This window comes from Sphingomonas sp. QA11 (assembly GCF_028473665.1).
Taxonomy (GTDB): Bacteria; Pseudomonadota; Alphaproteobacteria; order Sphingomonadales; family Sphingomonadaceae; genus Sphingomonas; species Sphingomonas phytovorans.
Genome location: NZ_CP098774.1, coordinates 3269457 through 3290828, shown reverse-complemented (window position 1 = coordinate 3290828; position 21372 = coordinate 3269457). Strand labels below are relative to the sequence as shown.

The 21372-nt window shown below is 66.2% G+C and carries 22 protein-coding genes; 8 read left to right on the top strand and 14 right to left on the bottom strand.

The window, feature by feature from the left end:
* Window positions 1–12: 12 nt before the first annotated feature.
* The gene (locus NDN01_RS15210) at window positions 13–1185 is read right to left on the bottom strand and encodes an acetyl-CoA C-acetyltransferase (RefSeq protein ID WP_272622552.1); all 1173 of its coding nucleotides are present in this window, start codon (window positions 1183–1185) and stop codon (window positions 13–15) included.
* Between the two features lie 32 nt (window positions 1186–1217).
* On the bottom strand, window positions 1218–2222 hold the full coding sequence (locus NDN01_RS15205) for an alpha/beta hydrolase (protein WP_272622550.1): 1005 nt from the start codon (window positions 2220–2222) through the stop codon (window positions 1218–1220).
* A gap of 95 nt (window positions 2223–2317) precedes the next feature.
* Between NDN01_RS15205 and phaR the strand changes: the two genes are divergently transcribed.
* Together phaR and NDN01_RS15195 are read left to right on the top strand one after the other, a co-directional pair.
* Window positions 2318–2875, top strand: coding sequence for a polyhydroxyalkanoate synthesis repressor PhaR (gene phaR / locus NDN01_RS15200; RefSeq protein WP_272622548.1), 558 nt, complete (start codon window positions 2318–2320; stop codon window positions 2873–2875).
* A gap of 9 nt (window positions 2876–2884) precedes the next feature.
* Window positions 2885–3070: a hypothetical protein gene (locus tag NDN01_RS15195; RefSeq protein ID WP_272622546.1), complete on the top strand. Its 186-nt coding sequence runs from the start codon at window positions 2885–2887 to the stop codon at window positions 3068–3070.
* Window positions 3071–3074: 4 nt separating this feature from the next.
* On the opposite strand, the gene NDN01_RS15190 is transcribed toward NDN01_RS15195, so the two are convergent.
* From NDN01_RS15190 to NDN01_RS15175, 4 genes are all read right to left on the bottom strand, one after another.
* Window positions 3075–4235 (bottom strand): aspartyl protease family protein, encoded by a 1161-nt coding sequence (locus NDN01_RS15190; RefSeq protein WP_272622544.1) that lies wholly within the window; start codon window positions 4233–4235, stop codon window positions 3075–3077.
* A 71-nt stretch (window positions 4236–4306) separates the two neighbouring features.
* Entirely contained in the window at window positions 4307–4822 is a 516-nt protein-coding gene (locus tag NDN01_RS15185) for a hypothetical protein (RefSeq protein ID WP_272622542.1), read from the bottom strand.
* 319 nt (window positions 4823–5141) lie between these two features.
* Window positions 5142–6671, bottom strand: coding sequence for a CpaF family protein (locus NDN01_RS15180; RefSeq protein WP_272622540.1), 1530 nt, complete (start codon window positions 6669–6671; stop codon window positions 5142–5144).
* 79 nt (window positions 6672–6750) lie between these two features.
* On the bottom strand, window positions 6751–7482 hold the full coding sequence (locus NDN01_RS15175; protein ID WP_272622538.1) for an AraC family transcriptional regulator: 732 nt from the start codon (window positions 7480–7482) through the stop codon (window positions 6751–6753).
* An 87-nt stretch (window positions 7483–7569) separates the two neighbouring features.
* Here NDN01_RS15175 and NDN01_RS15170 point away from each other — a divergent pair, with 87 nt between their 5' ends.
* Entirely contained in the window at window positions 7570–8031 is a 462-nt protein-coding gene (locus NDN01_RS15170; RefSeq protein ID WP_272622536.1) for a DUF6265 family protein, read from the top strand.
* Window positions 8032–8046: 15 nt separating this feature from the next.
* Here the strand turns inward: NDN01_RS15170 and NDN01_RS15165 are convergent, their stop codons facing one another.
* The 6 genes from NDN01_RS15165 to NDN01_RS15140 form a co-directional block, all read right to left on the bottom strand.
* A complete protein-coding gene (locus NDN01_RS15165) occupies window positions 8047–8298 on the bottom strand; it encodes an ATP synthase F1 subunit epsilon (RefSeq protein ID WP_272622534.1) in 252 nt (83 codons plus the stop codon).
* 116 nt (window positions 8299–8414) lie between these two features.
* A complete protein-coding gene (gene atpD / locus NDN01_RS15160) occupies window positions 8415–9947 on the bottom strand; it encodes a F0F1 ATP synthase subunit beta (protein ID WP_272622532.1) in 1533 nt (510 codons plus the stop codon).
* Between the two features lie 24 nt (window positions 9948–9971).
* Window positions 9972–10850 carry a F0F1 ATP synthase subunit gamma gene (locus tag NDN01_RS15155; protein ID WP_272622530.1) on the bottom strand — a complete coding sequence of 293 codons (879 nt, stop codon included), beginning with the start codon at window positions 10848–10850 and terminating at the stop codon, window positions 9972–9974.
* Between the two features lie 132 nt (window positions 10851–10982).
* The gene (atpA, locus tag NDN01_RS15150; protein ID WP_272622528.1) at window positions 10983–12512 is read right to left on the bottom strand and encodes a F0F1 ATP synthase subunit alpha; all 1530 of its coding nucleotides are present in this window, start codon (window positions 12510–12512) and stop codon (window positions 10983–10985) included.
* Between the two features lie 2 nt (window positions 12513–12514).
* Window positions 12515–13069 (bottom strand): F0F1 ATP synthase subunit delta, encoded by a 555-nt coding sequence (locus NDN01_RS15145; protein WP_272622526.1) that lies wholly within the window; start codon window positions 13067–13069, stop codon window positions 12515–12517.
* Window positions 13070–13219: 150 nt separating this feature from the next.
* A complete protein-coding gene (locus NDN01_RS15140; RefSeq protein WP_272622524.1) occupies window positions 13220–13714 on the bottom strand; it encodes a hypothetical protein in 495 nt (164 codons plus the stop codon).
* A 176-nt stretch (window positions 13715–13890) separates the two neighbouring features.
* Here NDN01_RS15140 and NDN01_RS15135 point away from each other — a divergent pair, with 176 nt between their 5' ends.
* On the top strand, window positions 13891–15660 hold the full coding sequence (locus NDN01_RS15135; protein WP_272622522.1) for a methyl-accepting chemotaxis protein: 1770 nt from the start codon (window positions 13891–13893) through the stop codon (window positions 15658–15660).
* A 12-nt stretch (window positions 15661–15672) separates the two neighbouring features.
* On the opposite strand, the gene NDN01_RS15130 is transcribed toward NDN01_RS15135, so the two are convergent.
* On the bottom strand, window positions 15673–16179 hold the full coding sequence (locus NDN01_RS15130) for a hypothetical protein (protein ID WP_272622520.1): 507 nt from the start codon (window positions 16177–16179) through the stop codon (window positions 15673–15675).
* Window positions 16180–16403: 224 nt separating this feature from the next.
* Here NDN01_RS15130 and NDN01_RS15125 point away from each other — a divergent pair, with 224 nt between their 5' ends.
* The 4 genes from NDN01_RS15125 (at window position 16404) to NDN01_RS15110 (ending at window position 19718) form a co-directional block, all read left to right on the top strand.
* Window positions 16404–17207, top strand: coding sequence for an alpha/beta hydrolase (locus NDN01_RS15125; protein ID WP_272622518.1), 804 nt, complete (start codon window positions 16404–16406; stop codon window positions 17205–17207).
* A gap of 69 nt (window positions 17208–17276) precedes the next feature.
* Complete coding sequence (gene ada, locus NDN01_RS15120; protein WP_272622516.1) at window positions 17277–18314, top strand: bifunctional DNA-binding transcriptional regulator/O6-methylguanine-DNA methyltransferase Ada; 1038 nt, start codon at window positions 17277–17279, stop codon at window positions 18312–18314.
* Window positions 18311–18781 carry a DUF1203 domain-containing protein gene (locus NDN01_RS15115; protein WP_272622514.1) on the top strand — a complete coding sequence of 157 codons (471 nt, stop codon included), beginning with the start codon at window positions 18311–18313 and terminating at the stop codon, window positions 18779–18781. The genes ada and NDN01_RS15115 overlap by 4 nt, the downstream gene beginning before the upstream one ends.
* 55 nt (window positions 18782–18836) lie before the next feature.
* Complete coding sequence (locus NDN01_RS15110; RefSeq protein WP_272622512.1) at window positions 18837–19718, top strand: CPBP family intramembrane glutamic endopeptidase; 882 nt, start codon at window positions 18837–18839, stop codon at window positions 19716–19718.
* 3 nt (window positions 19719–19721) lie between these two features.
* Here the strand turns inward: NDN01_RS15110 and NDN01_RS15105 are convergent, their stop codons facing one another.
* Window positions 19722–21260 (bottom strand): S1C family serine protease, encoded by a 1539-nt coding sequence (locus tag NDN01_RS15105; RefSeq protein ID WP_272622510.1) that lies wholly within the window; start codon window positions 21258–21260, stop codon window positions 19722–19724.
* Window positions 21261–21372 lie beyond the last annotated feature (112 nt).

The following is a 21372-nucleotide window of genomic DNA, read 5'->3' as shown; positions in this document are numbered from 1 at the left end:
GGCGCGTATCTCCTACCGTTCCACGCAGAGGGCGATGCCCATGCCCCCGCCGATGCAGAGGGTGGCGAGGCCCTTCTTCGTGTCGCGCTTGGCCATCTCGTAGAGCAGGGTGGTCAGCACGCGCGCCCCGCTCGCGCCGATCGGGTGGCCGATCGCGATCGCGCCGCCATTGACGTTGACCTTGTCGGCGTCCCAGCCGAGCTCCTTGCCGACCGACAGCGCCTGCGCCGCGAAGGCTTCGTTTGCTTCGATCAGGTCGAGATCGGCGAGGGTCCAGCCAGCCTTTTCCAGCGCGCGGCGAGTCGCCGGCACCGGGCCGATGCCCATGATCGACGGATCGACGCCGGCCGATGCCCAGCTCGCGATCCGCGCCAGGATCGGGCTGCCGCGCTTCTCGGCCTCCTCGCGGCTCATGACCACCAGTGCCGCTGCGCCGTCGTTCAGGCCGGAGGCGTTGGCGGCGGTGACGGTGCCGTCCTTCTTGAACGCCGGGCGAAGACCTGACAGGCTCTCCAGAGTCACGCCGGCGCGAATATACTCATCATCGGCCACGATCGTGTCGCCCTTGCGGCCCTTCACGGTGACCGGAACGATCTCGTCCTTGAACCGGCCGGAAGAGCGCGCCGCGTCGGCGAGGTTCTGCGAGCGGACCGCGAACACGTCCTGCATCTCGCGCGTCACCTGATATTGCTCGGCCAGGTTCTCGGCGGTGATTCCCATGTGATAGTTATTGAACGCATCGGTCAGGCCGTCGCTGATCATCGTGTCGACCAGCGCGAGGTTGCCCATCTTCGTCCCGCCGCGCAGGTTCTGCGCATGAGTCGAGAGCGACATGGATTCCTGTCCGCCCGCGACGACGATCCGCGAATCGCCGGTCTGGATCGCCTGTGCCGCCAGCGCCACCGCGCGCAGGCCGGATCCGCAGACCTGGTTGACGCCCCAGGCCGGGATCTCCTTGGGCACCCCCGCCGCCATCGACGCCTGGCGCGCCGGATTCTGGCCCTGCGCCGCAGTCAGCACCTGGCCAAGGATCACCTCGGACACGTCGCCCGCCTCGACACCGGCCTGTTCGAGCGCCGCTTCGATCGCGATGCGGCCGAGTTCGTGCGCAGGCGTCGATCCGAACGCACCGAGGAAGCTGCCGACCGGCGTGCGCTTGGCGGCGGTGATGACGATGTCCTGCATGACGTAGACGCTCCTCTGGGAATGGTTTGGGGCTATCTAGTGCCGGGAATCGCGCTTAGCCAGTCCGCCAGCGGTTCCCATAATTGAGTCCGCCCGCCGCGCCCGACGATCATGCCGACATGGCCCGCGCCCAGGTCGCGCCGGTCGGGCAGGTCGGCCGCGCTTCGGGCCGGCACGATCCGGTCGGTCATCGAGACGAAGTCGACCGCGGGGCAGGCGAGGCGCGCCGGATCGACGATGCCGCCCGCGACCGACCAGCGGCCGGTTCCGGGCAGGTCGGCGTCGATGAAGTCATCGAACATCTGTCGTCCGGCGGCATAGGGCAGGGGGGCTCCAGCATTCGCCCAGTCCTCCATCGCGACGAAGGATCGCGCGGCGGCGCTGCCGGGCTCCATCGCGGCGAAGGCTTCGTACTTGGCGATCGTGCGCGCCGGGTCGAGCCGCCAGAATCCGGCCTGCAACACCTCCATCGGCACCAGTCCCATCGCCTCGCAGGCCGGTTGTGCGGCGCGCCACAGCTCGGCGATATCGCCCCGTGCTGCAGCGCCGAAGCCGGAGAAGCGCCACGGGGCGGCGATCATCGCCAGCCCGGCGACGGGCACCGTGCAGGCGGCCGCCATCGCGATCGTCCCGCCCAGGCAATAGCCGGCAAGCACCGGCGGCTGCTCGAACCTGGCGATCAGGGGGAGAAGTAGCCGCTCGACATGGGCTGTCACGTCCATGGCCCGCTCCGCCGGCCCGGGATTGCCCCAGTCGAGCAGGAACGGCCTGAAGCCCTGAAGCGCGAGCCATCGCATCAGCGACGTCTCCGGCATCAGGTCGAGGATGAAGGGCGGATTGATCAGCGAGGGGATGACGATCACCGCCCGCCCGGTGCTTCCCTTCGCGCCATAGTCGCGCAGGCGCACGCGCCCCTTGCGGAAGCGTGCGGGCGCCAGCCGCCGCGCCCGGCCGCGCGGTGCCTCCTGATAGGCGCGCAGCCCGGCCAGCGCCGCCGCGCGCCGTTCGGGCGATGCTGCGGTCTCGTTGCGCAGCATGTCGAGGAACAGCGGCAGGGGGCGCGGACCGTGTTGCGGTGCGGTATGAAAGGGTGATACAGAAGGGTCAAACACAGGGGTCGGGAGCCTTCTTCATGAAGAAGCAGAATGTGGGCGACGGCCCGGTTATCATCAAGAAATACGCTAACCGGCGTCTCTATAACACCGAGACCTCGTCCTACATCACGCTTGAGCACCTTGCCGCGATGACTCGCGAAGGCCGCGATTTCAAGGTCGTCGACGCCAAGAGCGAAGAGGACATTACGCACAATATCCTCACCCAGATCATCATGGAGGAGGAATCGCGCGGGCAGACCATGCTCCCGGTGAACTTCTTGCGCCAGCTCATCGCCATGTATGGCGATTCGATGCAGCAGATGGTGCCCGGCTATCTTGAGGCGTCGATGGACAGCTTCCGCCGCAACCAGGAACAGTTCAAGTCGGCGGTCGAGGGCGCCTTCGCCAACTCGCCCTTCGCTGATCTCGCCAAGCGCAACATGGCGATGTTCGAGGCGGCGACCCAGGCGTTCAAGCCCGCCGCGACGAAAGCCGGCGAGGCTTCAGCCCCGGCCGCGACCAAGGACGAGGAGATCGCCGCGCTCAAGGCCGAGCTCAGCCGCCTTCACGAGAAGATCGAGAAGCTCGGCGACTGATCCTTCGCGATGGCGACAGGGTTCTGGATCGGCGCGGGCGGAACGCTCGCCCTGGCGATTGCCGCCGGCCTTGGCGACCGCCGGCGCAAGCGGCGCGTCAATCTCGATTCAATCGGCGTCATCGACTGGCCGACCGTCCAGGTGCTCGCGCTGATCGCCACCGCGATTCTGGTCAGCGTCGCCGTCAATATCTGAGGTTTCAGTAGAAGGCCGCCAGCGTCAGTCGCCGAATGCCGCCGCCGCACAGTCCAAGCGTCACCGTCCGTCCCGGCTCTCCCGCCAGCCAGTCGCCCGTCGGCGAGGATTCGCCGTCGACCGAGCAGATTCGCTCCCCCGCGCGCCAGCCGGCCGATTCGCCCGGCCCGCCCTTCATGACATGCAACACGACCAGCACCCCGTCGCGCGCCTCGACCAGCAGGCCGCTGGTCGAGCGCAGGGGCACCATCGCCGCCTCCGGACCGGGAGCGAGGATCATATGCCCCGCTTTGGGGTCGAGCAGCAGGTGGTACCGTTTGAGCAGGCCCGACCCGATCCGTCCCGCCACCCCGATCCTGCTCGAATAGCCATCCGCCCGCTCGACGTTCAGCGGCACGTCCCGCGCGGCGAGCGCGCCAAGCCGGAGTTCGGGCAGTATCGTCAGGTCGGTGACGACGGGGCCGGCCAGGCCATGGCTCATCGTCGAGGTCATCCGGGTCTCGGGCCGGCCCCTGACCCTCCAGGCCTCGCTCGACAGGGTGACTGTGCCGCCGTCGCCGGTGTCGATCACCATGGGGCGGAGGCGCAGCCCGTCGAGCCACATTTCTGTCAGGTAGAAGCTGAGGTCGGTCCCGACGCGCAGCGGGGCGCTGGCCCCCTGGAAGGGCTGGCGTCCGGATTGCAGCAGGCGGAACCGCCGCGCGGGATAGTCGATATCGAGCGCATAGCCGCCGACCATGTCGATGCCGACGAGCATCTCGACGTCGGCGTCGCCACCGATCGCCGGCTGCGCCAGATCGAGCACCGCCACGCTGCCGCCGGTGCGGCGAAGCCCGCCAAGGAGGATGGAGCCGATGTCGGCCCATCCGATCCCGACGCTGCCACCGATCGCCGCCGCGCTGCCGTCGCCACGGGTCCTGAGCTTCGTCCGGCCGGCATAGGCGCGCGAAACCGCGGTGACGCTGACCGCCGTGTCGAGGATCGCCGTCACTGGCCTGCCGTCGAGGCTCAGCGTGAAGCGGATCTGGTCCTGTGGCGTCAGCTCGAACGGCACCCACCGCGCCTCGGTGTCGGCGGCGAGGGTGAGGATCGGCTGGGGCGCAGCCTTCTGCGCGACCGCCGGCACGGCCAGGAGCGACAGGAGGAGACCGGCCAGACAGCGCATCGGCTCGGCGATACCAAAACTCCGCTCCCGGCGGGAGAGGAGCATTGAGTGAACGGCGCCCCGCTATTCACTCAATGGGGAAGGCACGCCGTTCCTTCGCTGACATAGCCGTTGAGGCTCTTCAGGAACGTGTCGATCCGCGACTGGACTGCCGCAATTTCCCGGCCGTTGATCCCTGCATCTTCGAGAGCCGTGCGCAGCTCCGCCAGAACATCTCGCTCAGCCGCAGAGATGTCGAGGGCCTCCGCCAGATCGAGGAGGGAGAGATATTCGTGCGCGCGTAGCAGCTGGCCGAATGCCCGGGACATGGGCTCGACAAGCGACGGATCCTTCCGCCAGTTGCTGCCCCCGGAGAAAAACTGTGTCGCCCGCTGCCCTGCGCCCAGGCAGTCAAAGGTGACGCAACCGGCAAACCCGCGCTCGGCGCGCTCGCGGTGGATGAGGCATGCTCCGCATTCGTCGAGATGAGGACATGCCTCGCCGGCGGCCTTATCGATGGCGAACAGGCTTGATCGGTCGAAGGCGAGAGCCATGCAGCATAGCGCGGAGCAGCTTGCGCAATCTGCGCGAAGGTTGATCTTCTTCATGTCGGATTCCCACGCCACAGGCTCGGATTGCGCATGTCACGACGACTGCGCTCATTGATCTGCGGTAAGGAAATTGTCCGGCCGCGCCCGGGCGCGGCGAAGTGAGTGCCCGATATCCAAGCAGGTGAGGAATGTCCATACGCTTCCGGAAGATCCGTTCGGTCCATGTGGACATGGGTCTCCGGGCAGCATCCGGTTTCGCGGCTGGTGTCCATGCTCGATTAGCAGAGGCCGACAGGCGACATCAAAATGGAATGCCGCTTTCAGCTATCGCGATCGACGCATTGAATGGCCTGCTCCCGGCGGGAAACGGGGCAAGTCAGAGGCACGCCTCGAGATAGGCCTGGTCGAATCCGAACTGCCGGGCCTTTTCCAGCGTGTACGGCCGCAGGCCCATCGAGCGATACTCGCCGATGATCTTTCCGTCGGCGCTCTCGTCGAGATATTCGAACTTGAACAGCTCCTGGGTGACGATCACCGGGCCTTCCATGCCGATCACCTCGGTCACGTTGGTCACGCGGCGCGAACCGTCGCGGAGGCGCTTCACCTGGATGATCATCTCGACCGAATCAGCGATCTGGCGGCTGATCGCTTCCTTCGGCACCTTGATGTCGGACATCATCACCATGTTCTCCATACGGGCGAGTGCCTCGCGTGGGGAGTTGGCGTGGAGCGTACACATCGAGCCGTCGTGACCCGTGTTCATGGCGGCGAGCATGTCGAAACACTCGCTGCCGCGGATTTCGCCGAGGATGATTCGATCCGGGCGCATACGCAGCGCGTTCTTCACGAGATCGCGGATGCTGATTTCGCCCTGGCCTTCCAGGTTGGCCGGGCGGGTTTCGAGCGGCAGCCAGTGCGGCTGTTGCAGGCGAAGTTCGGCCGCGTCCTCGATCGTCAGCACGCGCTCGCCCGGGTCGATCATCTTCGACAGGGCGTTGAGCATCGTCGTCTTGCCCGAACCGGTGCCGCCGGAGATCACGACGTTGAACCGGCAGGCACCCGCGATCTTCAGCGCGGTCGCCATCTTCGGGCTCATCGATCCGAAGCCGGCCATCATGTCGAGCGTGATCGGCTTGGCGGAGAATTTACGAATCGAGATCGCGGTGCCGCGAAGCGACAACGGCGGCACGATCACGTTGACGCGGGACCCGTCCTTGAGGCGCGCGTCGGCCAATGGCGTGGTCTGGTCGACGCGGCGGCCGACCGAGTTGCAGATTCGCTGCGCGATCTGGAACAGGTGTTCCTCGTCGCGGAACTGGATATGTGCCAGTTCCAGCCGGCCCTTGCGCTCGACGAAGGTTTGTTCCGGTCCGTTGACCATGATGTCCGAGATGTTCGGATCGGCCAGCAGCTCCTCGAGCGGCCCGAGACCGAGCAATTCGTCGACCAGCACCTTTTCCAGCGCGAACTGCTCGCGGCGGTTGAGCGTCAGCTTCAGCTCGGCAAGCACCTCGCCGATGATCGGGCGGAATTCCTCGGCCAGTTCGTCCTTGTTGAGCGTCGCGGCCGCTTCGGGATCGACTCGTTCGAGCAGGCGCGGCAGCACCTGCTCTTTGATCTTGTGGATCGACGCCTCGAAACCCTCGACCTTGCTGCTGCCTGCCTCGCCCGAGGCGTTCTGCCGATCGGCGAGCCGCGCGAGCGCTTCCGCATTGTTCGGGTTGCCGGCCGGTGGCGATTCGGGTTCGCCGGGAATCGGGAAGTTGGTCAGGGGCGGAAACTGCTCGCCGCCGGTTTCGATCTCGCGCGGTGCCGCGCCGCCACCCTGCATCGGGCGGGCAACGCCGAACGCGGGACGGGCCCCGGGCCCGTTGGCCACTCCCGGACGACGCCCAAATGCACTCATGCCGATAGATCCCTCATGCTCGGGGACAGGCGTACCGCCCAAGGCTTGATAATTGACTAACCAAATGATGCCCCGGGCGTCAGTCCTTGCCGGCGAGGAAAGGGCCCTTCGCCGTTGCGCGCGCGGTACGCGGCGCCGTCCGCGCGAGCAGGCGGAAATCGCGCGCCATATGCGACTGGTCGGCAAAGCCGTGTCGCGCCGCCTGGTCCGCCAGGCTGTCCGTCGGTCCGGCGAGATCGGCCATCGTTCGGCGGAAACGGATCAGCCGGAGATAGCTGCGCGGCGGCAGGCCGACCTCGCGCTCGAACCAGCGCTGCACGGTGCGATGCGTGCGGCCGCTGGCCCGGGCGATGTCCGCGACGCTGATCGCCGCGAGTATGTGCGTCGCGATCGGGTGCGGTTCCGTCCCGGCAAGAGCCTGGATCAGTCGGGACACGATCTTGTCGGGATCGGCGAGCAGCGATCCTGGCACGCGGTCATGGTCGATGGCGATCCATCTCCCGGCAAAATCGGGGCAGGGCAGGCCGCTCAGCATCGCCCAGGCCCAGGGCCAGAGCCTGATCCCTATGAATCGCGCGTCGCCGCTCATGCGGAACCGTACCGGCGCCAAGTTCAATCCGGTCGCGAACAGCGGTGGCTGTTCCTCGCCCCAGACCGATCGGCCTTCGGTCCGCCGGATGAGCTCGATACAGCCGTCGGGCGTGGCGTCCTGCTCGATCCAGTCGTCGCGATGGCCGTTTGCTGCGATCGTCCAGATCGCGGCGACAAGCCTGTCAAGCTCCGGTGGCAAGGGCTGCTCGGCATAGTCCACGACCCTGTTATTCCATGTCGCGTCGGTTCAAGCCAGCACCAGGCTTTCCGGATATCGTCAGCCATCGAGTGAATAAGGGAGGAAGAGATGCGCCGGACGACAATGCTGATGACGGCGATTACCCTCTGCGGAGGCGTTGCGGTGGCGCAGCAATCCGCTCCGTCGGAAGGGCCTCCCGAATGGATGGCGGGTTGCTGGATCCAGCAGGACGGAGCGAAATGGACCGAGGAATGCTGGACGGCGCCGCGTGCCGGCACGATGCTGGGTTCCGGCCGCAGCGGCGGCGGGGCGACCATCACATCCTGGGAAGCCAATCAGATGCTGCCGGATTCGTCCGGCAAGCTGGTCTATTGGGCGTCACCGCATGGCGGGATGCGTGTCGCCTTCCCGATGGCATCGCGCGGCGCGACGGAGATCGTGTTCGCCAACCCGGCGCATGATTATCCGCAGCGCATCCGATACTGGCGCGACGGCGCTGCGCTTAACGCGGAAATTTCGCTGTTGGACGGCAGCAGGGCAGTACGCTGGCATTACAGCGCGATGCGATGAGCCGCGGCGATGGGCTCAGGCAGCGCGCTCGGCAAGCACGGTCAGGCCGGCGGCGCTGACTTCGGCGAAGCCGCCCTCGATCGCGATCGTCTCGGGCTCGCCCTTCTCAGTGCGATAGATCGACAGCGCGCCGTCGCGGATCGTCGACATGACCGGCGCATGCCCTTCGAGCACGCCGAAATCGCCCTCGGAGCCGGGGACGACGACCATGTACACGTCCTCGGAACGGACGAGCTTTTCGGGAGTGACGAGTTCGAAGTGCAGCATTCTATCTCTCCCCCCTCCCCTTCAGGGGAGGGGCAGGGGGTGGGGGAGTGGTAGCGACCCTTCGCGGGTCAGGCCCCACCCCAACCCCTCCCCTGAAGGGGAGGGGCTTTTAGTCCTTACGCTTCCTGCGCCATCTTCTCGGCCTTGGCGATCGCTTCCTCGATGCCGCCGACCATGTAGAAAGCGCTCTCGGGCAGGTGATCATACTCACCATCGACCACTGCCTTGAAGCTCTTCACGGTATCCTCGAGCTGCACGAACTTGCCCGAAATGCCGGTGAAGACCTCGGCGACGTGGAACGGCTGCGACAGGAACTTCTGGATTTTCCGGGCGCGCGACACGGTCAGGCGGTCGTCTTCCGACAGTTCGTCCATGCCGAGAATGGCGATGATGTCCTGAAGCGACTTGTACTTCTGCAGGGTCGACTGAACGGCGCGGGCGGTCTCGTAATGCTCCTGGCCGACGACGCGCGGTTCGAGCACGCGGCTGGTGGAGTCGAGCGGATCGACCGCCGGGTAGATGCCCAGCTCCGAGATCGCGCGGTTGAGCACGGTCGTCGCGTCGAGATGGGCGAAGGAGGTTGCCGGTGCCGGATCGGTAAGATCGTCGGCAGGCACGTAGATGGCCTGCACCGAGGTGATCGAGCCCTTGTTGGTCGAGGTGATTCGCTCCTGCAGCGCGCCCATGTCGGTCGACAGGGTCGGCTGATAACCCACTGCCGAAGGAATACGGCCGAGCAGCGCCGACACTTCCGAACCCGCCTGGGTGAAGCGGAAGATGTTGTCGACGAAGAACAGCACGTCCTGGCCTTCGACGTCGCGGAAATATTCGGCGATGGTCAGGCCCGACAGCGCGACGCGGGCGCGGGCGCCCGGCGGCTCGTTCATCTGGCCATAGACCAGCGCGACCTTCGAACCCTCGGACTGCGGATTGCCGTCGGCATCCTTGGCGATGACGCCCGCGTCGAGGAACTCGTGATAGAGATCGTTGCCCTCACGGGTACGCTCGCCGACGCCAGCGAACACCGAGGTGCCGCCATGCCCCTTGGCGATGTTGTTGATCAGTTCCTGGATGAGCACGGTCTTGCCCACGCCGGCGCCGCCGAACAGGCCGATCTTGCCGCCCTTCGCGTACGGGGCGAGCAGGTCGATGACCTTGATGCCGGTCACCAGAATGGCGCTCTCGGTCGACTGGTCGACGAACAAAGGCGCCGAAGCATGGATCGGGGCGGTTTCGGTGTGGCCGACCGGGCCACGCTCGTCGATCGGCTCACCGATCACGTTGAGGATGCGGCCGAGCGTCTTCGGGCCGACCGGCACGCGAATCTGCGAGCCGGTGTCGGTCACGGTCTGGCCGCGGGTCAGGCCCTCGGTCGCGTCCATCGCGATGGTGCGAACCGTGTTCTCGCCGAGATGCTGCGCAACCTCAAGGACGAGGCGGTTGCCGTTGTTATCGGTTTCGAGCGCCGAAAGGATCGCCGGCAGGCTGCCCTGCGGGAAGGCGACGTCGACGACGGCGCCGATCACCTGGCTGATGCGGCCGACATTGTTGGTCGTCGCGACAGTCGCGGTGGCCGTCGTCTCCGGAGCGGCTGCCTTGGGCGCGCGCTTGGCGGCAGGCTTCTTGGTGGTCGGGGCTGCGGTTGCCATCGTTCTTTCCTTGCTTCGAACTGCTTAGAGCGCTTCGGCGCCAGAGATGATTTCGACCAGTTCCGTGGTGATCGCGGCCTGGCGGGTGCGGTTATACTGGATCGTCAGCTTGTTGATCATGTCGCCCGCATTGCGCGTGGCGTTGTCCATCGCGGTCATGCGGCTGCCCTGTTCCGATGCTGCGTTCTCGAGCAGCGCACGGAATATCTGGATCGCCACGTTGCGCGGCAACAGGTCGGCCAGGATCGATTCCTCGTCAGGCTCATACTCGACCGCGGCACCGCCATCGGCCACCGGGGCGGCATTGACGTCAATCGCGACCGGAATGATCTGGCGGCCAACCGGTTCCTGGACCAGCGCCGACTGGAAGCGGGCATAGAACAGATGGGCGATGTCGAACTCGCCGGCCTCGAAGCGGGCGATCACGTCATCGGCGACTTCGCGCGCGTCAGTGAAGGAGACCTTCTTGATATGGCCCATCTCATGATCGGCGACGATCAGCTTCGGGTAGAAGCGGCGCAGCACGCGGCCCTTCTTGCCGGCGATGTAGATCTTCACCGTCTTGCCAGCGGCGATCAGCTCCTCGGCCTTGCGGCGGGCCGCACGGACGATGTTGGAGTTGAACGCGCCCGCGAGACCGCGCTCGGAAGTCGCGACGATCAGCAGGTGGACCTGGTCCTTGCCGGTGCCGGCAAGCAGCTTCGGCGATGATTCGCTGAGGCTCACCTTGGCGGCGAGGCTCGCCATCACCTTTTCCAGCCGCTCGGCATAGGGGCGGCCGGCGACGGCCGCTTCCTGCGCACGGCGCAGCTTCGCGGCGGCGACCATCTTCATCGCCTTGGTGATCTTCTGCGTCGACTTCACCGAGCCGATGCGGATCTTGAGGGCCTTCAGAGATGCCATGTCAGTCCGTTACCGCTTCCCTTCTTCCGTCATGCCGGACTTGTTCCGGCATCCACTCATCCACCAGCGCTCAGGTCTGTTGCCCGGTGGACCCCGGAACAAGTCCGGGGTGACGGATATGTGTGTCCGTTATTACGCAAACGTCTTGGCAAAAGCGTCGAGCGCAGCCTTGAGCTTGCCCTTGGCCTCGTCACCCAGATCCTTGGTATCGCGGATCAGGCCGAGCACATCGGCATGGTTCGCGCGCAGGTCGGCGAGCATCGCGGCTTCGTAGCGGACGACATCCTGAACGGCGACGGCGTCCAGATAACCATTGGTGCCGGCGAAGATCGACGCGGTCTGCTCCTCGAAGGGCAGCGGGCTGAACTGGGCCTGCTTGAGCAGCTCGGTCAGGCGTGCGCCGCGGTTGAGCAGCTTCTGGGTCGAGGCGTCGAGGTCCGAACCGAACTGGGCGAAGGCGGCCATCTCGCGATACTGGGCGAGCTCGAGCTTGATCGAGCCCGACACCTTCTTCATCGCCTTGGTCTGCGCGGCGGAACCGACGCGGCTGACCGAGAGGCCGACGTTGATCGCCGGGCGGATGCCGGCGAAGAACAGGTCGGTTTCAAGGAAGATCTGGCCGTCGGTGATCGAAATCACGTTGGTCGGGATGTACGCCGACACGTCGCCGGCCTGGGTCTCGATGATCGGCAGCGCGGTGAGCGAGCCCGAGCCATTGTCCTTGTTCATCTTCGCCGCGCGCTCGAGCAGGCGCGAGTGGAGATAGAACACGTCGCCCGGATAGGCTTCGCGGCCCGGCGGGCGGCGCAGCAGCAGCGACATCTGGCGATAGGCGACTGCCTGCTTCGACAGATCGTCGAACACGATCAGCGCGTGCATGCCGTTGTCACGGAAATACTCGCCCATCGCGGTGCCGGTGTACGGCGCGAGGAACTGAAGCGGGGCGGGGTCGGACGCGGTGGCGGCGACGACGATGGAATATTCCATCGCGCCCTGCTCGGTCAGCGTGCGGACGAGCTGCGCGACGGTCGAGCGCTTCTGGCCGACCGCGACATAGATGCAATAGAGCTTCTTGCTCTCGTCATCGCCGGCGTTGACCGTCTTCTGGTTGATGAAGGTGTCGATCGCGACGGCTGACTTACCGGTCTGGCGATCGCCGATGATCAGCTCGCGCTGGCCACGGCCGACGGGGACGAGGGCGTCGATCGCCTTCAGGCCGGTCTGCACTGGCTCGTGGACCGAGGTACGCGGGATGATGCCCGGTGCCTTCACTTCGACGCGGCTGCGCTTGTCGGAAACGATCGGGCCCTTGCCGTCGATCGGGTTGCCCAGGCCGTCGACCACGCGGCCGAGCAGGCCCTTGCCGACGGGGACGTCGACGATCGTGCCGGTCCGCTTGACGACGTCGCCTTCCTTGATCTCGGCGTCAGAGCCGAAAATCACGACGCCGACATTATCGGCCTCGAGGTTGAGCGCCATGCCCTGCACGCCGTTCGAGAATTCGACCATCTCGCCGGCCTGGACGTTGTCCAGCCCGTGGATGCGCGCGATGCCGTCGCCGACCGAGAGCACCTGGCCGGTTTCGGAGACCTGGGCCTCGGTACCGAACGAAGCGATCTGGTCCTTGATGACCTTCGAAATTTCAGCGGCGCGGATATCCATTGTCAGCCTTTCATCGCGTGCGCGAGCGTATTGAGACGGGTCTTGATCGACGAATCGATCATCTGCGAGCCGATCTTGACGACCAGCCCGCCAAGCAGCGTGGGATCGACCGACAGGTCGACGGAAACGTCACGGCCGATCCGGGTGCGAAGCTGCTGCTTCAGCGCGTCGACCTGGGGTGCGGAAAGCGGATGCGCCGAGATGATCTCGGCGGTGGTCTCGCCCCGATGGCTGGCGGCGAGCGCGCGGAACGCGCGGATGATCGCGGGCAATTGCGGCAGGCGGCGATTCTCCGCCAGCACGCCGAGGAAGTTCTTCGTCGTGCCGTCGACGCCAAGCACGGTTGCCGTTGCGGCAACTGCTTTGGCCGCATCCTGGCGGCTCACCAGCGGGCTGGCGACCAGCCGGGCGAACTCGTCCGACTGCTCCAGCGCTGCGCGCACCTCTGCCAGGCTCGCCTCGACGGCGTCGATCGTCTTTGAATCGCGGGCAAGCTCGAAGAGCGCGGTGGCGTAGCGACCGCTTAAGCTTGCTTGAATACCGCCGGATGTCTCCACGCGATCGAAATCCTCGTTTGAAACTGTTTGCGACCCATACGAAAAGGGAGGCCGGAATCGGCCCCCCTGATGGGTCGCCGCGCGGTTAGCATCGGGTTGCACGGGATGCAACCCGAGTCCGTCGAGCGTGCCTGAACGACGACTTCCGGATTACAGGCAGGACGACCAGGCGGAACTTTCGCCGATCGGTCGTCCAAGCGAGATATCTTCAGCCATTTTGAGTGTAGCTGCGCTGACGCGGCCTGCGGGGCCATCAAGGTCCTTTTCCATTGCTTCTTCGACCTTGTCCGCTTCTGTCCTTGTGCACAGCGTCACGATTTTCCCGTTCGGACCGGCGGCACGATAGTGCGTGATCACCTCATAGTCGGCGTCGCCTTCCTTCCAGAAGCGATAGCCCGGGGATACGAAGCCGCAGAACGTCTTGTTGCCGGCCGTACTCTTTGCATGTTTTGGCGCGATCGCCTTTTCGAACGCTGACCAGCATGCCTGCTTACCGTTCGAGCCCGCGCGTCGTTCGCATAAACAGGATGCAACCGCCTGTTTACGAAGTGCCCTGCGCTCGAACCAGCCTGCGGTCCCGTACCAGGTAATGGCCGTCAGGAGGACAATAGCGATCAGAGCGCCCCAGATCAGGACTTTCCGCATTTTGACGTTTTCCCCCGTCCGCAGGCCATCGCTGCAGCGTATGGATTGTGCAGATGGGTAGAGGCGTGCGCAAGCCGGGCTCGCAACCACGTTCCGCCGATGTTTCTTTTCCGATTTCATATAACCGTAACAATCGGTTAACCACGCGTTTGCGTCTTGGTCCTCATAGCCCGGCCATGCCTCGCCCAGATATCGCCGCCGCCCTTTCGGCTTTTAAACACCGCATCGCGCGGCGAGGGCCGGGTGGTGGCAGCATCCGCTCCCAGCTTCGCCGTATCGTCTGGAGCCTGCTCGGCATCCAGGCGCTGCTCGCCGTCGCGCTGATCGGCACGACGCTCAGCACCAGTCACGGCGTTCGCTCGCTGGTGCTCGACCGGCTTTATCCGATCGGCGAGCTTCAACGGGTTAACGACAGCTATATCACTGCCCTGCTCACCGCGCAGAAAGTGCAGAGCGGCAATCTCTCGCCGGAAAGCGCGATCAGCGTGATCGAGGCTGCGCGCGCCACCATTCGAACGAGTTGGCAGTCCTTCGCCAGCCACGCGCCCGATCAACGGCGCAGTATCGCCATCGCGCAGGTTTCCGATGCACGCCGCGGCGCCGATGCGGCGATCGAGCGGTTGCTGGATCTGCTGCGCGGCCGTCACCTCGATCAGCTCGATTTCTTCGTCAGCGGCGCGCTCTATGCGGCGATCGATCCGCTGACCGTCGCCAGTAACGGCCTGGTCGACGATCTGCGCACTGATGCCGCGCGCGAGCGGGCGACGCTCGAACGGGGGTTCGCGACGGCGTATCTCATGGTCGCCTTCGTGACGCTGCTCGCCGCGCTGATCGGCTGGTGGGGCATGCGCATGCTGACCCTTAGGATCGAGCAGCCGCTCGCGCGGATCGCGGTGGCGACCAGCGATATCACGCTGGAGCGCGACGATACGCCGATCCCCGGCCTCGACCGCGCTGACGAGATCGGCGAGATCGCCCGCGCCTTAGCCTTTGCGCGCACGCGATCCGGCGATGCGCGGCGCCTGAGCGAGGAATCGCACCGCGCCAATGAAGCGCTCCACCGCCGCCAGGTTGCTGAACATGAGGCGCGTGCGAAACGCGCGGCTGATCTCGATGCGCTGTTCGCGGTGTTCGAGCGCGAGGCGAGCCTGGTCGTTCATGAGCTCATCTCGGCCGGTCCTGCCTTGCGCGAGACGGCGAACGCGATGTCCGACGAAGCGGGAACGACCGAGCATCACGCGCTCGCGACCGCCGCGCTGGCAGAACAGAGCGCGTCGAGCGCACGCACCATTGCCCAGTCGGGCGCGGCACTGGCGGAGGCGATCGAGCGAATCAGCGATGAGGCGCATGAATCGAAGACCGGCGCTGCCCATGTCCGGGCGCGCACCCTCGAAGGCCGGGCGCATGCCGAATCGCTTGGCGTGCTGGTCGGCGAGATCGCCGGGGTACTCGACCTGATCTCCGCCGTTGCCGGACAGACCAACCTGCTCGCGCTGAACGCGACGATCGAGGCGGCGCGCGCTGGCGACGCCGGGCGCGGCTTCGCCGTGGTCGCGGACGAGGTGAAGGGCCTCGCGCGCCAGACCCAGGCCGCTGCGGGCCGGATTGAATCCCGTCTCGCCGCCGTTTCGCACGCGAGCGATACCGTGCTTGAGACGATCCAGTCAGTCGATTCGCTCGCGGCGGATCTCGATCGCTCCGCCGCCAATGTCGCCGGCGCGGTGGAGCAGCAGCGCGACATGACCCGTCGCATCGCCGCCGCCATCGCCGAGGTGGAGGGCGGCACGGCCGACGCGGCGACCAACATGCAGCTTTTGTACGAGCGCGCCGAACGCTCGCGCCGCGGCGCCGAGAATGTGGCGCGCACGGCGGAGGCAGTCGCCGGCGGCGTCGAAACGCTGCGCACCCGGATCAATCGCCTGATGGATGACGTGAGGGTGGCGTGATTGGCCGGGGCGTTATCCGCAGGTCGGCTTGCCGGGAACGGCAGTGAATTGCTGGCCACTGACCATTGCACGCGCGAGCTTTTCTGCGTCCTTCACCGCAGCCTCGGACCTTTTGCTCCAGGCATTGTTCATTGCGTGTTCGAAGGTTCTGGCTTCGGAAACGGTGCAGAGGGTCATCTGCGTGCTTGTCCCGACAGTGTAATATCGCAAGATGACCGAATGCTGGCCCTCGTTATCCGACCATTCCCGCGATTCGGTGGAAATGGGCGCGCAAAGGGAGGCTCCTGTTTCTTCGGCGTGCTTTGCTGCCATCGCGTTTTCGAAGCTGGTCCAACATGTCCCTTTTCCCGCCGCTCCGCGTCGGCGCTCGCACAGGCACGCCGTTTCCGCATCGCGCTGCAACTTCGCTGTCTCCGACGCGATTCCCGAGGCAGTTCGCCGAGCGGTGGCTTCCCGGCTTTCGCAGCCGCCTGACGCCGCCAACCCGAATGCGGTGAGCGTCAGGGCAGCGATCTTCAATCTCCGCGAATGCATGATAATGGCCCCCCGGGGAGGTTGATGATGAACGTGAGACGTCCGCTGATCAAGTGCATGGCGTGGGTTGGGTCCCTGGATCGCCTTCCCTTCCATGGTAAGATGGCATTCCTGCCGACGCCTGGCGAGGATGATGGGATGGAACTGGCCCAGCAAAATATCAGTGTCGCCAATCAGGCATCGTTCACACGTTTTCGAGCGAGCGGCCGTTGATCTCTGTTGGCAAGATCGCCCTCTGGGTCGGCGGTGTGGCACTCCTTGTCTATCTGGTGCTGCTCGCGCTGCTCTTCTGGTTCCAGCGCGACTTCTTCTATCCCGCGCCGAAGACGGTCGTTGCTGGGCCCGAGGCTGGATATGAGGATGTCCGGATCAGGACCGCCGAAGGCCTGACGCTGCGCGCCTTTTATCGCCCCGCCCGGACCGGCTTGCCGACCTTGCTCTTCTTTCACGGCAATGGCAGCGATCTCGAAGCGAGCGTCCATGCGACGCGCGCGCTCGCCGCTCGGGGCTATGGCCTGATGCTGCCCGAATATCGCGGCTATGGCGGCAATCCCGGGGCGCCGGACGAGCAGGGCCTCTATCGCGACGGAGAGGCCGCGATGGCATGGCTCGCCGCGAAAGAGGTGCCGCAGGGACGGGTCGTCGCCGTCGGCAATTCGCTTGGCTCTGGCGTCGCGACCGAGATGGCGTCGCGCCACCGGCTCGCCGGACTGGTGCTGATTTCCGGGTTCGCGAGCCTGGACCGGGTTGCGCAGGAACATTTCTCCGTCTTTCCCGCCCGATTGCTGGTGCGCGATCGATACGACAATCTCGCGAAGCTTCCCGCCGTCACCTGCCCGATCCTGCTGCTGCACGGCACGGCGGATGACGTCGTTTCAGTCGCCAACAGCCAGGCGCTGGCCAGGGCGCAACCCGCGGCCATGCTCAAGCTCGTCCCCGGCGCGGGGCATGAGCTGGCGTTCCTGGCCACGTCGCAGTCGAAGATACTGGAGTGGCTCAGCGCTGGTGCCTGAAGAGGGCGCCTTCGTTTTGACCGCAAGCCTCGGGATGTGGCGGCCGGCCGCGGCGCCTATATCGCCATCATGACACAGCAACTAGCCATCGACGCCGATACCGCTTGGTCCGCTTTCGAGCGCCGCGACCGGGCCTATGACGGGCGTTTCGTCGGTGCGGTCACCTCGACCGGCATCTATTGCAAGCCGAGCTGCCCGGCGCGGCATCCGAAGCGGGAGAATGTCCGGTTCTACCGCGACGGCGTTGAGGCGCGGGCGGCAGGATTCCGTGCCTGCCTGCGCTGCAAGCCCGACGAGGTCGGCCGTGACCGCATCGCGGTGGCCGAGGCGGTCGCGTTGATCGAGGCGGACGAGGACGGCATGGGGCTTGAGGAACTCGCTGCCCGGGTCGGCTATGCTCCGCACCATTTCCACCGCCTGTTCAAGCGCGCGACCGGCGTGACGCCAGCCGCCTATGCTCGCGGCCTTAAGGCCCAGCGCGCGGCCAGGGCATTGATCGAGGAAGATACCGTCACCCAGGCGATTTACGAAGCTGGCTATTCGGCCCCCAGCCGTTTCTATGAAGGTGGTGCGAGACGGCTTGGCATGACGCCGAGCGCGTGGCGCAAGGGCGGGGCAGGCGTGACGATCCGCTGGACCGTCGCCGATACCAGCCTCGGCCCGATGCTGGTCGCGGCGACAGACAAGGGGTTGTGCCGCGTGTCGTTCGACGAAGGCGAGGAGGCGCTGAAGCTGCGTTTTCCCAAGGCCGAGATCGTACCCGGCGGCGCTGCACTCGCCGACCTTGCCGCCCGGGTGGTGGCAAGCGTCGAATCCCCGGAGCGTCATCATGATCTGCCGCTGGACGTGCAGGGCACGGCTTTCCAGGAAGCAGTGTGGCAGGCGCTCCGCGCCATTCCGGCGGGCGAGACGCGCAGCTACAGCGAGCTTGCCGCGATCGCCGGCAGCCCCGGGGCAGTGCGGGCGGCGGGCACCGCGTGCGGCCAGAACCAGGTGGCGGTGGTCATTCCCTGTCACCGCGCCCAGCGCAGCGACGGCACGCTCGGCGGCTATGCCTATGGGCTGGATCGCAAGGTCGTGCTGCTCAAGCGGGAGGGCGTGGCGTGAGCGGCTTTGCCATTACCGGCCTTGATCCGGCGCCGTTCGTGCCGCTTTACGGCTTCGACACCGCCGCGCTGGCCGGCCTCGGCGTGGTCCGCATGGCCGTCACCGGGCGGCCGGGCTTTCCCTGCCGCATCTCGCTCGAGGATGCGGCGCCGGGGGAGCATGTGCTGCTGCTCAACTACGAGCATCTCCCGGTCGACTCCCCCTATCGTCAGCGTCACGCCATCTTCGTGCGCGAGGGGATGACCGTAGCGGCGCGGTTCGAGAACGAGGTGCCCGAACAGCTCGCGACCCGGACCCTGTCGGTCCGCGCCTATGATGCGGGGGGCATGATGACCGTTGCGGACCTCACCGAGGGTCGCGACCTGAGCGTTCTGATCGACCGTTTCTTCGCCGATCCGGCGGTGGCGTACCTGCACGCGCACAATGCGAAGCCCGGCTGTTTCGCGGCGAGGATCGACCGCGCCTGATTTTGCGTCGTCCGATGATGCCGGCTAGATTCCCCCGTCAGACGAGGGGATAGCCATGAATCCGATCAAGCCGGTCACGCCGCCGAATAGCCAGACGTGGCGAATCGTGCACTTCCCGCCGGTGCTGCTGGTCATCGGGGTCGTGTTCATGGTCGGGGCGCTCACGACCTCAAGCTATGTGCGGCACCTTCTGCGCCACCCCGACAACGACTGGTCCACCCTGTTGATCGCCATCCTGGTCGCCGCGATCTTCGTCGTCTTCTATTATGTATTCGCGCGCTTCGTCGAACGCCGGCCGACCGTCGCCGAATTCGAATTGGCTGGCTGGGCGAAGGAACTCGGCGCGGGCCTGCTCGGCGGGCTGCTTCTCTTCTCGGTCGTCATCGGCATCATCGCTGCGTTCGGCGGCTATCGGGTGATCGGTCAACATCCCGCGGCCGTGCTGCTGCCGGTGCTCGCCATCTCGATCACCTCGGGCGTTACCGAGGAGATCATGCTGCGCGGCATCTTCTTCCGGCTGGTCGAATCCTGGCTTGGGAGCTGGATCGCCCTGATCCTGTCCGCGGCGTTGTTCGGCGCGCTGCACCTCAAAAACCCCAATGCATCGCTGCTGGCCGGTTCGGCCATCGCGCTCGAGGCGGGGGTGATGCTCGCCGCGCTCTACATGGTGACGCGCCGGCTATGGGCTGCGATCGGGCTGCATGCGGCGTGGAACCTGTCGCAGGGCGGGATCTATGGGATCGCGGTATCGGGCTTCCGGCAGGACGGCCTGCTCATCCCGCAGACCAGCGGTCCCGACCTGCTGACCGGCGGTTCCTTCGGCGCGGAGGCGTCGCTTCCGGCGGTCATCGTCTGCACTGCCTTCGGCATCGCGCTGCTGGTCGTGGCCCATCGCCGCGACCGGTTCGTCAGGCCCTTCTGGTCGCGCGGGGCGTAACGCTCAGCCAGCCGATTTGCAGGAATAGACGATCTTCTCGTTGGGATAGGGCGGCAGCAGGGTGCGGATCGCGCTCTGCTGAGTCGCGAGATTGGCGCGTCCCGCCTCGTCGGGCGTGCAGGTCTTGATCGTCACCTGAGTCCTGATGTTGCGCAGCGCCTCCATCTGCGCGGCCGTCAGGAAATAACGCTGGTTCGAATAGGTCCGCGTCGCCGGATCGAACTGAAGCACCGACACCGTCTGGTCCTCGGTCGGCACCAGGATCCGGTCCCATTTGCTGCCATTCTCGGCATATTGGGTGCGCCCGTTCATGCAGCCTGCTGTGCCCCAGTCGATCGTCAGGTCCTCGGTGGAGGAAGAGACGACCCGGCTGCGATCCGGCACCACGGTGCACACCATCTTGCCGAGCGCCGCGGTCGAGGACACCGCCGGGGCCTGGGTCGGCGCGGTTTCGGGCGGAAGCGTCACCTCGCCGCTCGGCCGCAGGAAGAAGGTGACGGCCGCCGCGACCATCAGCACGCCCCCGGCCGAAGCCGCCCAGATCGCCTCGCGCCGCTGCCGGCGCACTTCGAGCAGCCCGCCGCCGCCGATGGCCAGCGCCCCCGCCACCAGCAGCACCGCGGCGAGCGCCATGATGTTCTCCCGGTTCCGCTCGGCCGCGATGCGTGCATTGTCCAGCGCCTGCGCGCGGGCGGCGGCGGCCGTTGCCGCGGCGTCGCGCTTTGCCGCCTCCGCCGCGGCGCTCGCCCGCGCATCGGCCTCGCTGTCCTGTTTCACCCGGTCGAGGATGCTGGTGCAGGGCGTGCCGACAGCCGGATATTCCTGCTTCGCGTTGCGCAGGAAGGTCGCGAGCTCGGAATCGGCGATGGCGAAGCCGAAACTGGCATCGCCTTCCTCGCCCTTGGCGAAGGAGGAGTTCACCCCGATCACCCGCCCGCACGGATCGAGCAGCGGCCCGCCCGAATTGCCCCGCGCGATGTTGGCGGTGTGGAGCAGCACGTCGACGCCCGACATCGTCCGCCGCCCGGAGAATACGCCTTCGGACCTGATCGGCGACAGCGGATGGATATAGTCGACCGCCGAGCGCGCGGTCGCGAGATCGACATTGCCGGGATAGCCGAGCGCCGTGACCGGCGCGCCCTCGTCGACCGGCCCGGTATAGAGCGCGACCGTCGGCAGCCGCGTGCCGGTGAATTCGATCAGCGCCAGGTCGCGCGCCGCGTCGATCGCGATGACCTTGCCCTCATAGCTCTTGGCGCCTTCGGACGGCACCACGCCGATCACGACATTGTCGGGATAGCGCTTGGCGAGGTCGACGACATGCGCGTTGGTCACGATCCGGTTGGGCGCGACGGCAAAGCCGCTGCCATGGCCGAATCCGACCACTTGGTCGTCGACCACCGCGACCGTGACGATGCGCACCACCCCGCGCCCGGTGGCTGAGATGTCGTCGGCGCGGGCCGGTGCGGCAAGCACGGTCAGGGCAAGAAGAAGGCTCGCGAACAGGTAGCGGAAAGAGCGAGGAAGCGGGGCGTTGGGCATGCCCGGATTCTGACAGGAAGACCGCGCGGAAGACAGAGAGAATATGCGCCGGAGCGACGCTATCCGCAAAAACCGGCCCTCGGCCCGACCCACCGGGCAGCGCCGGTCACCA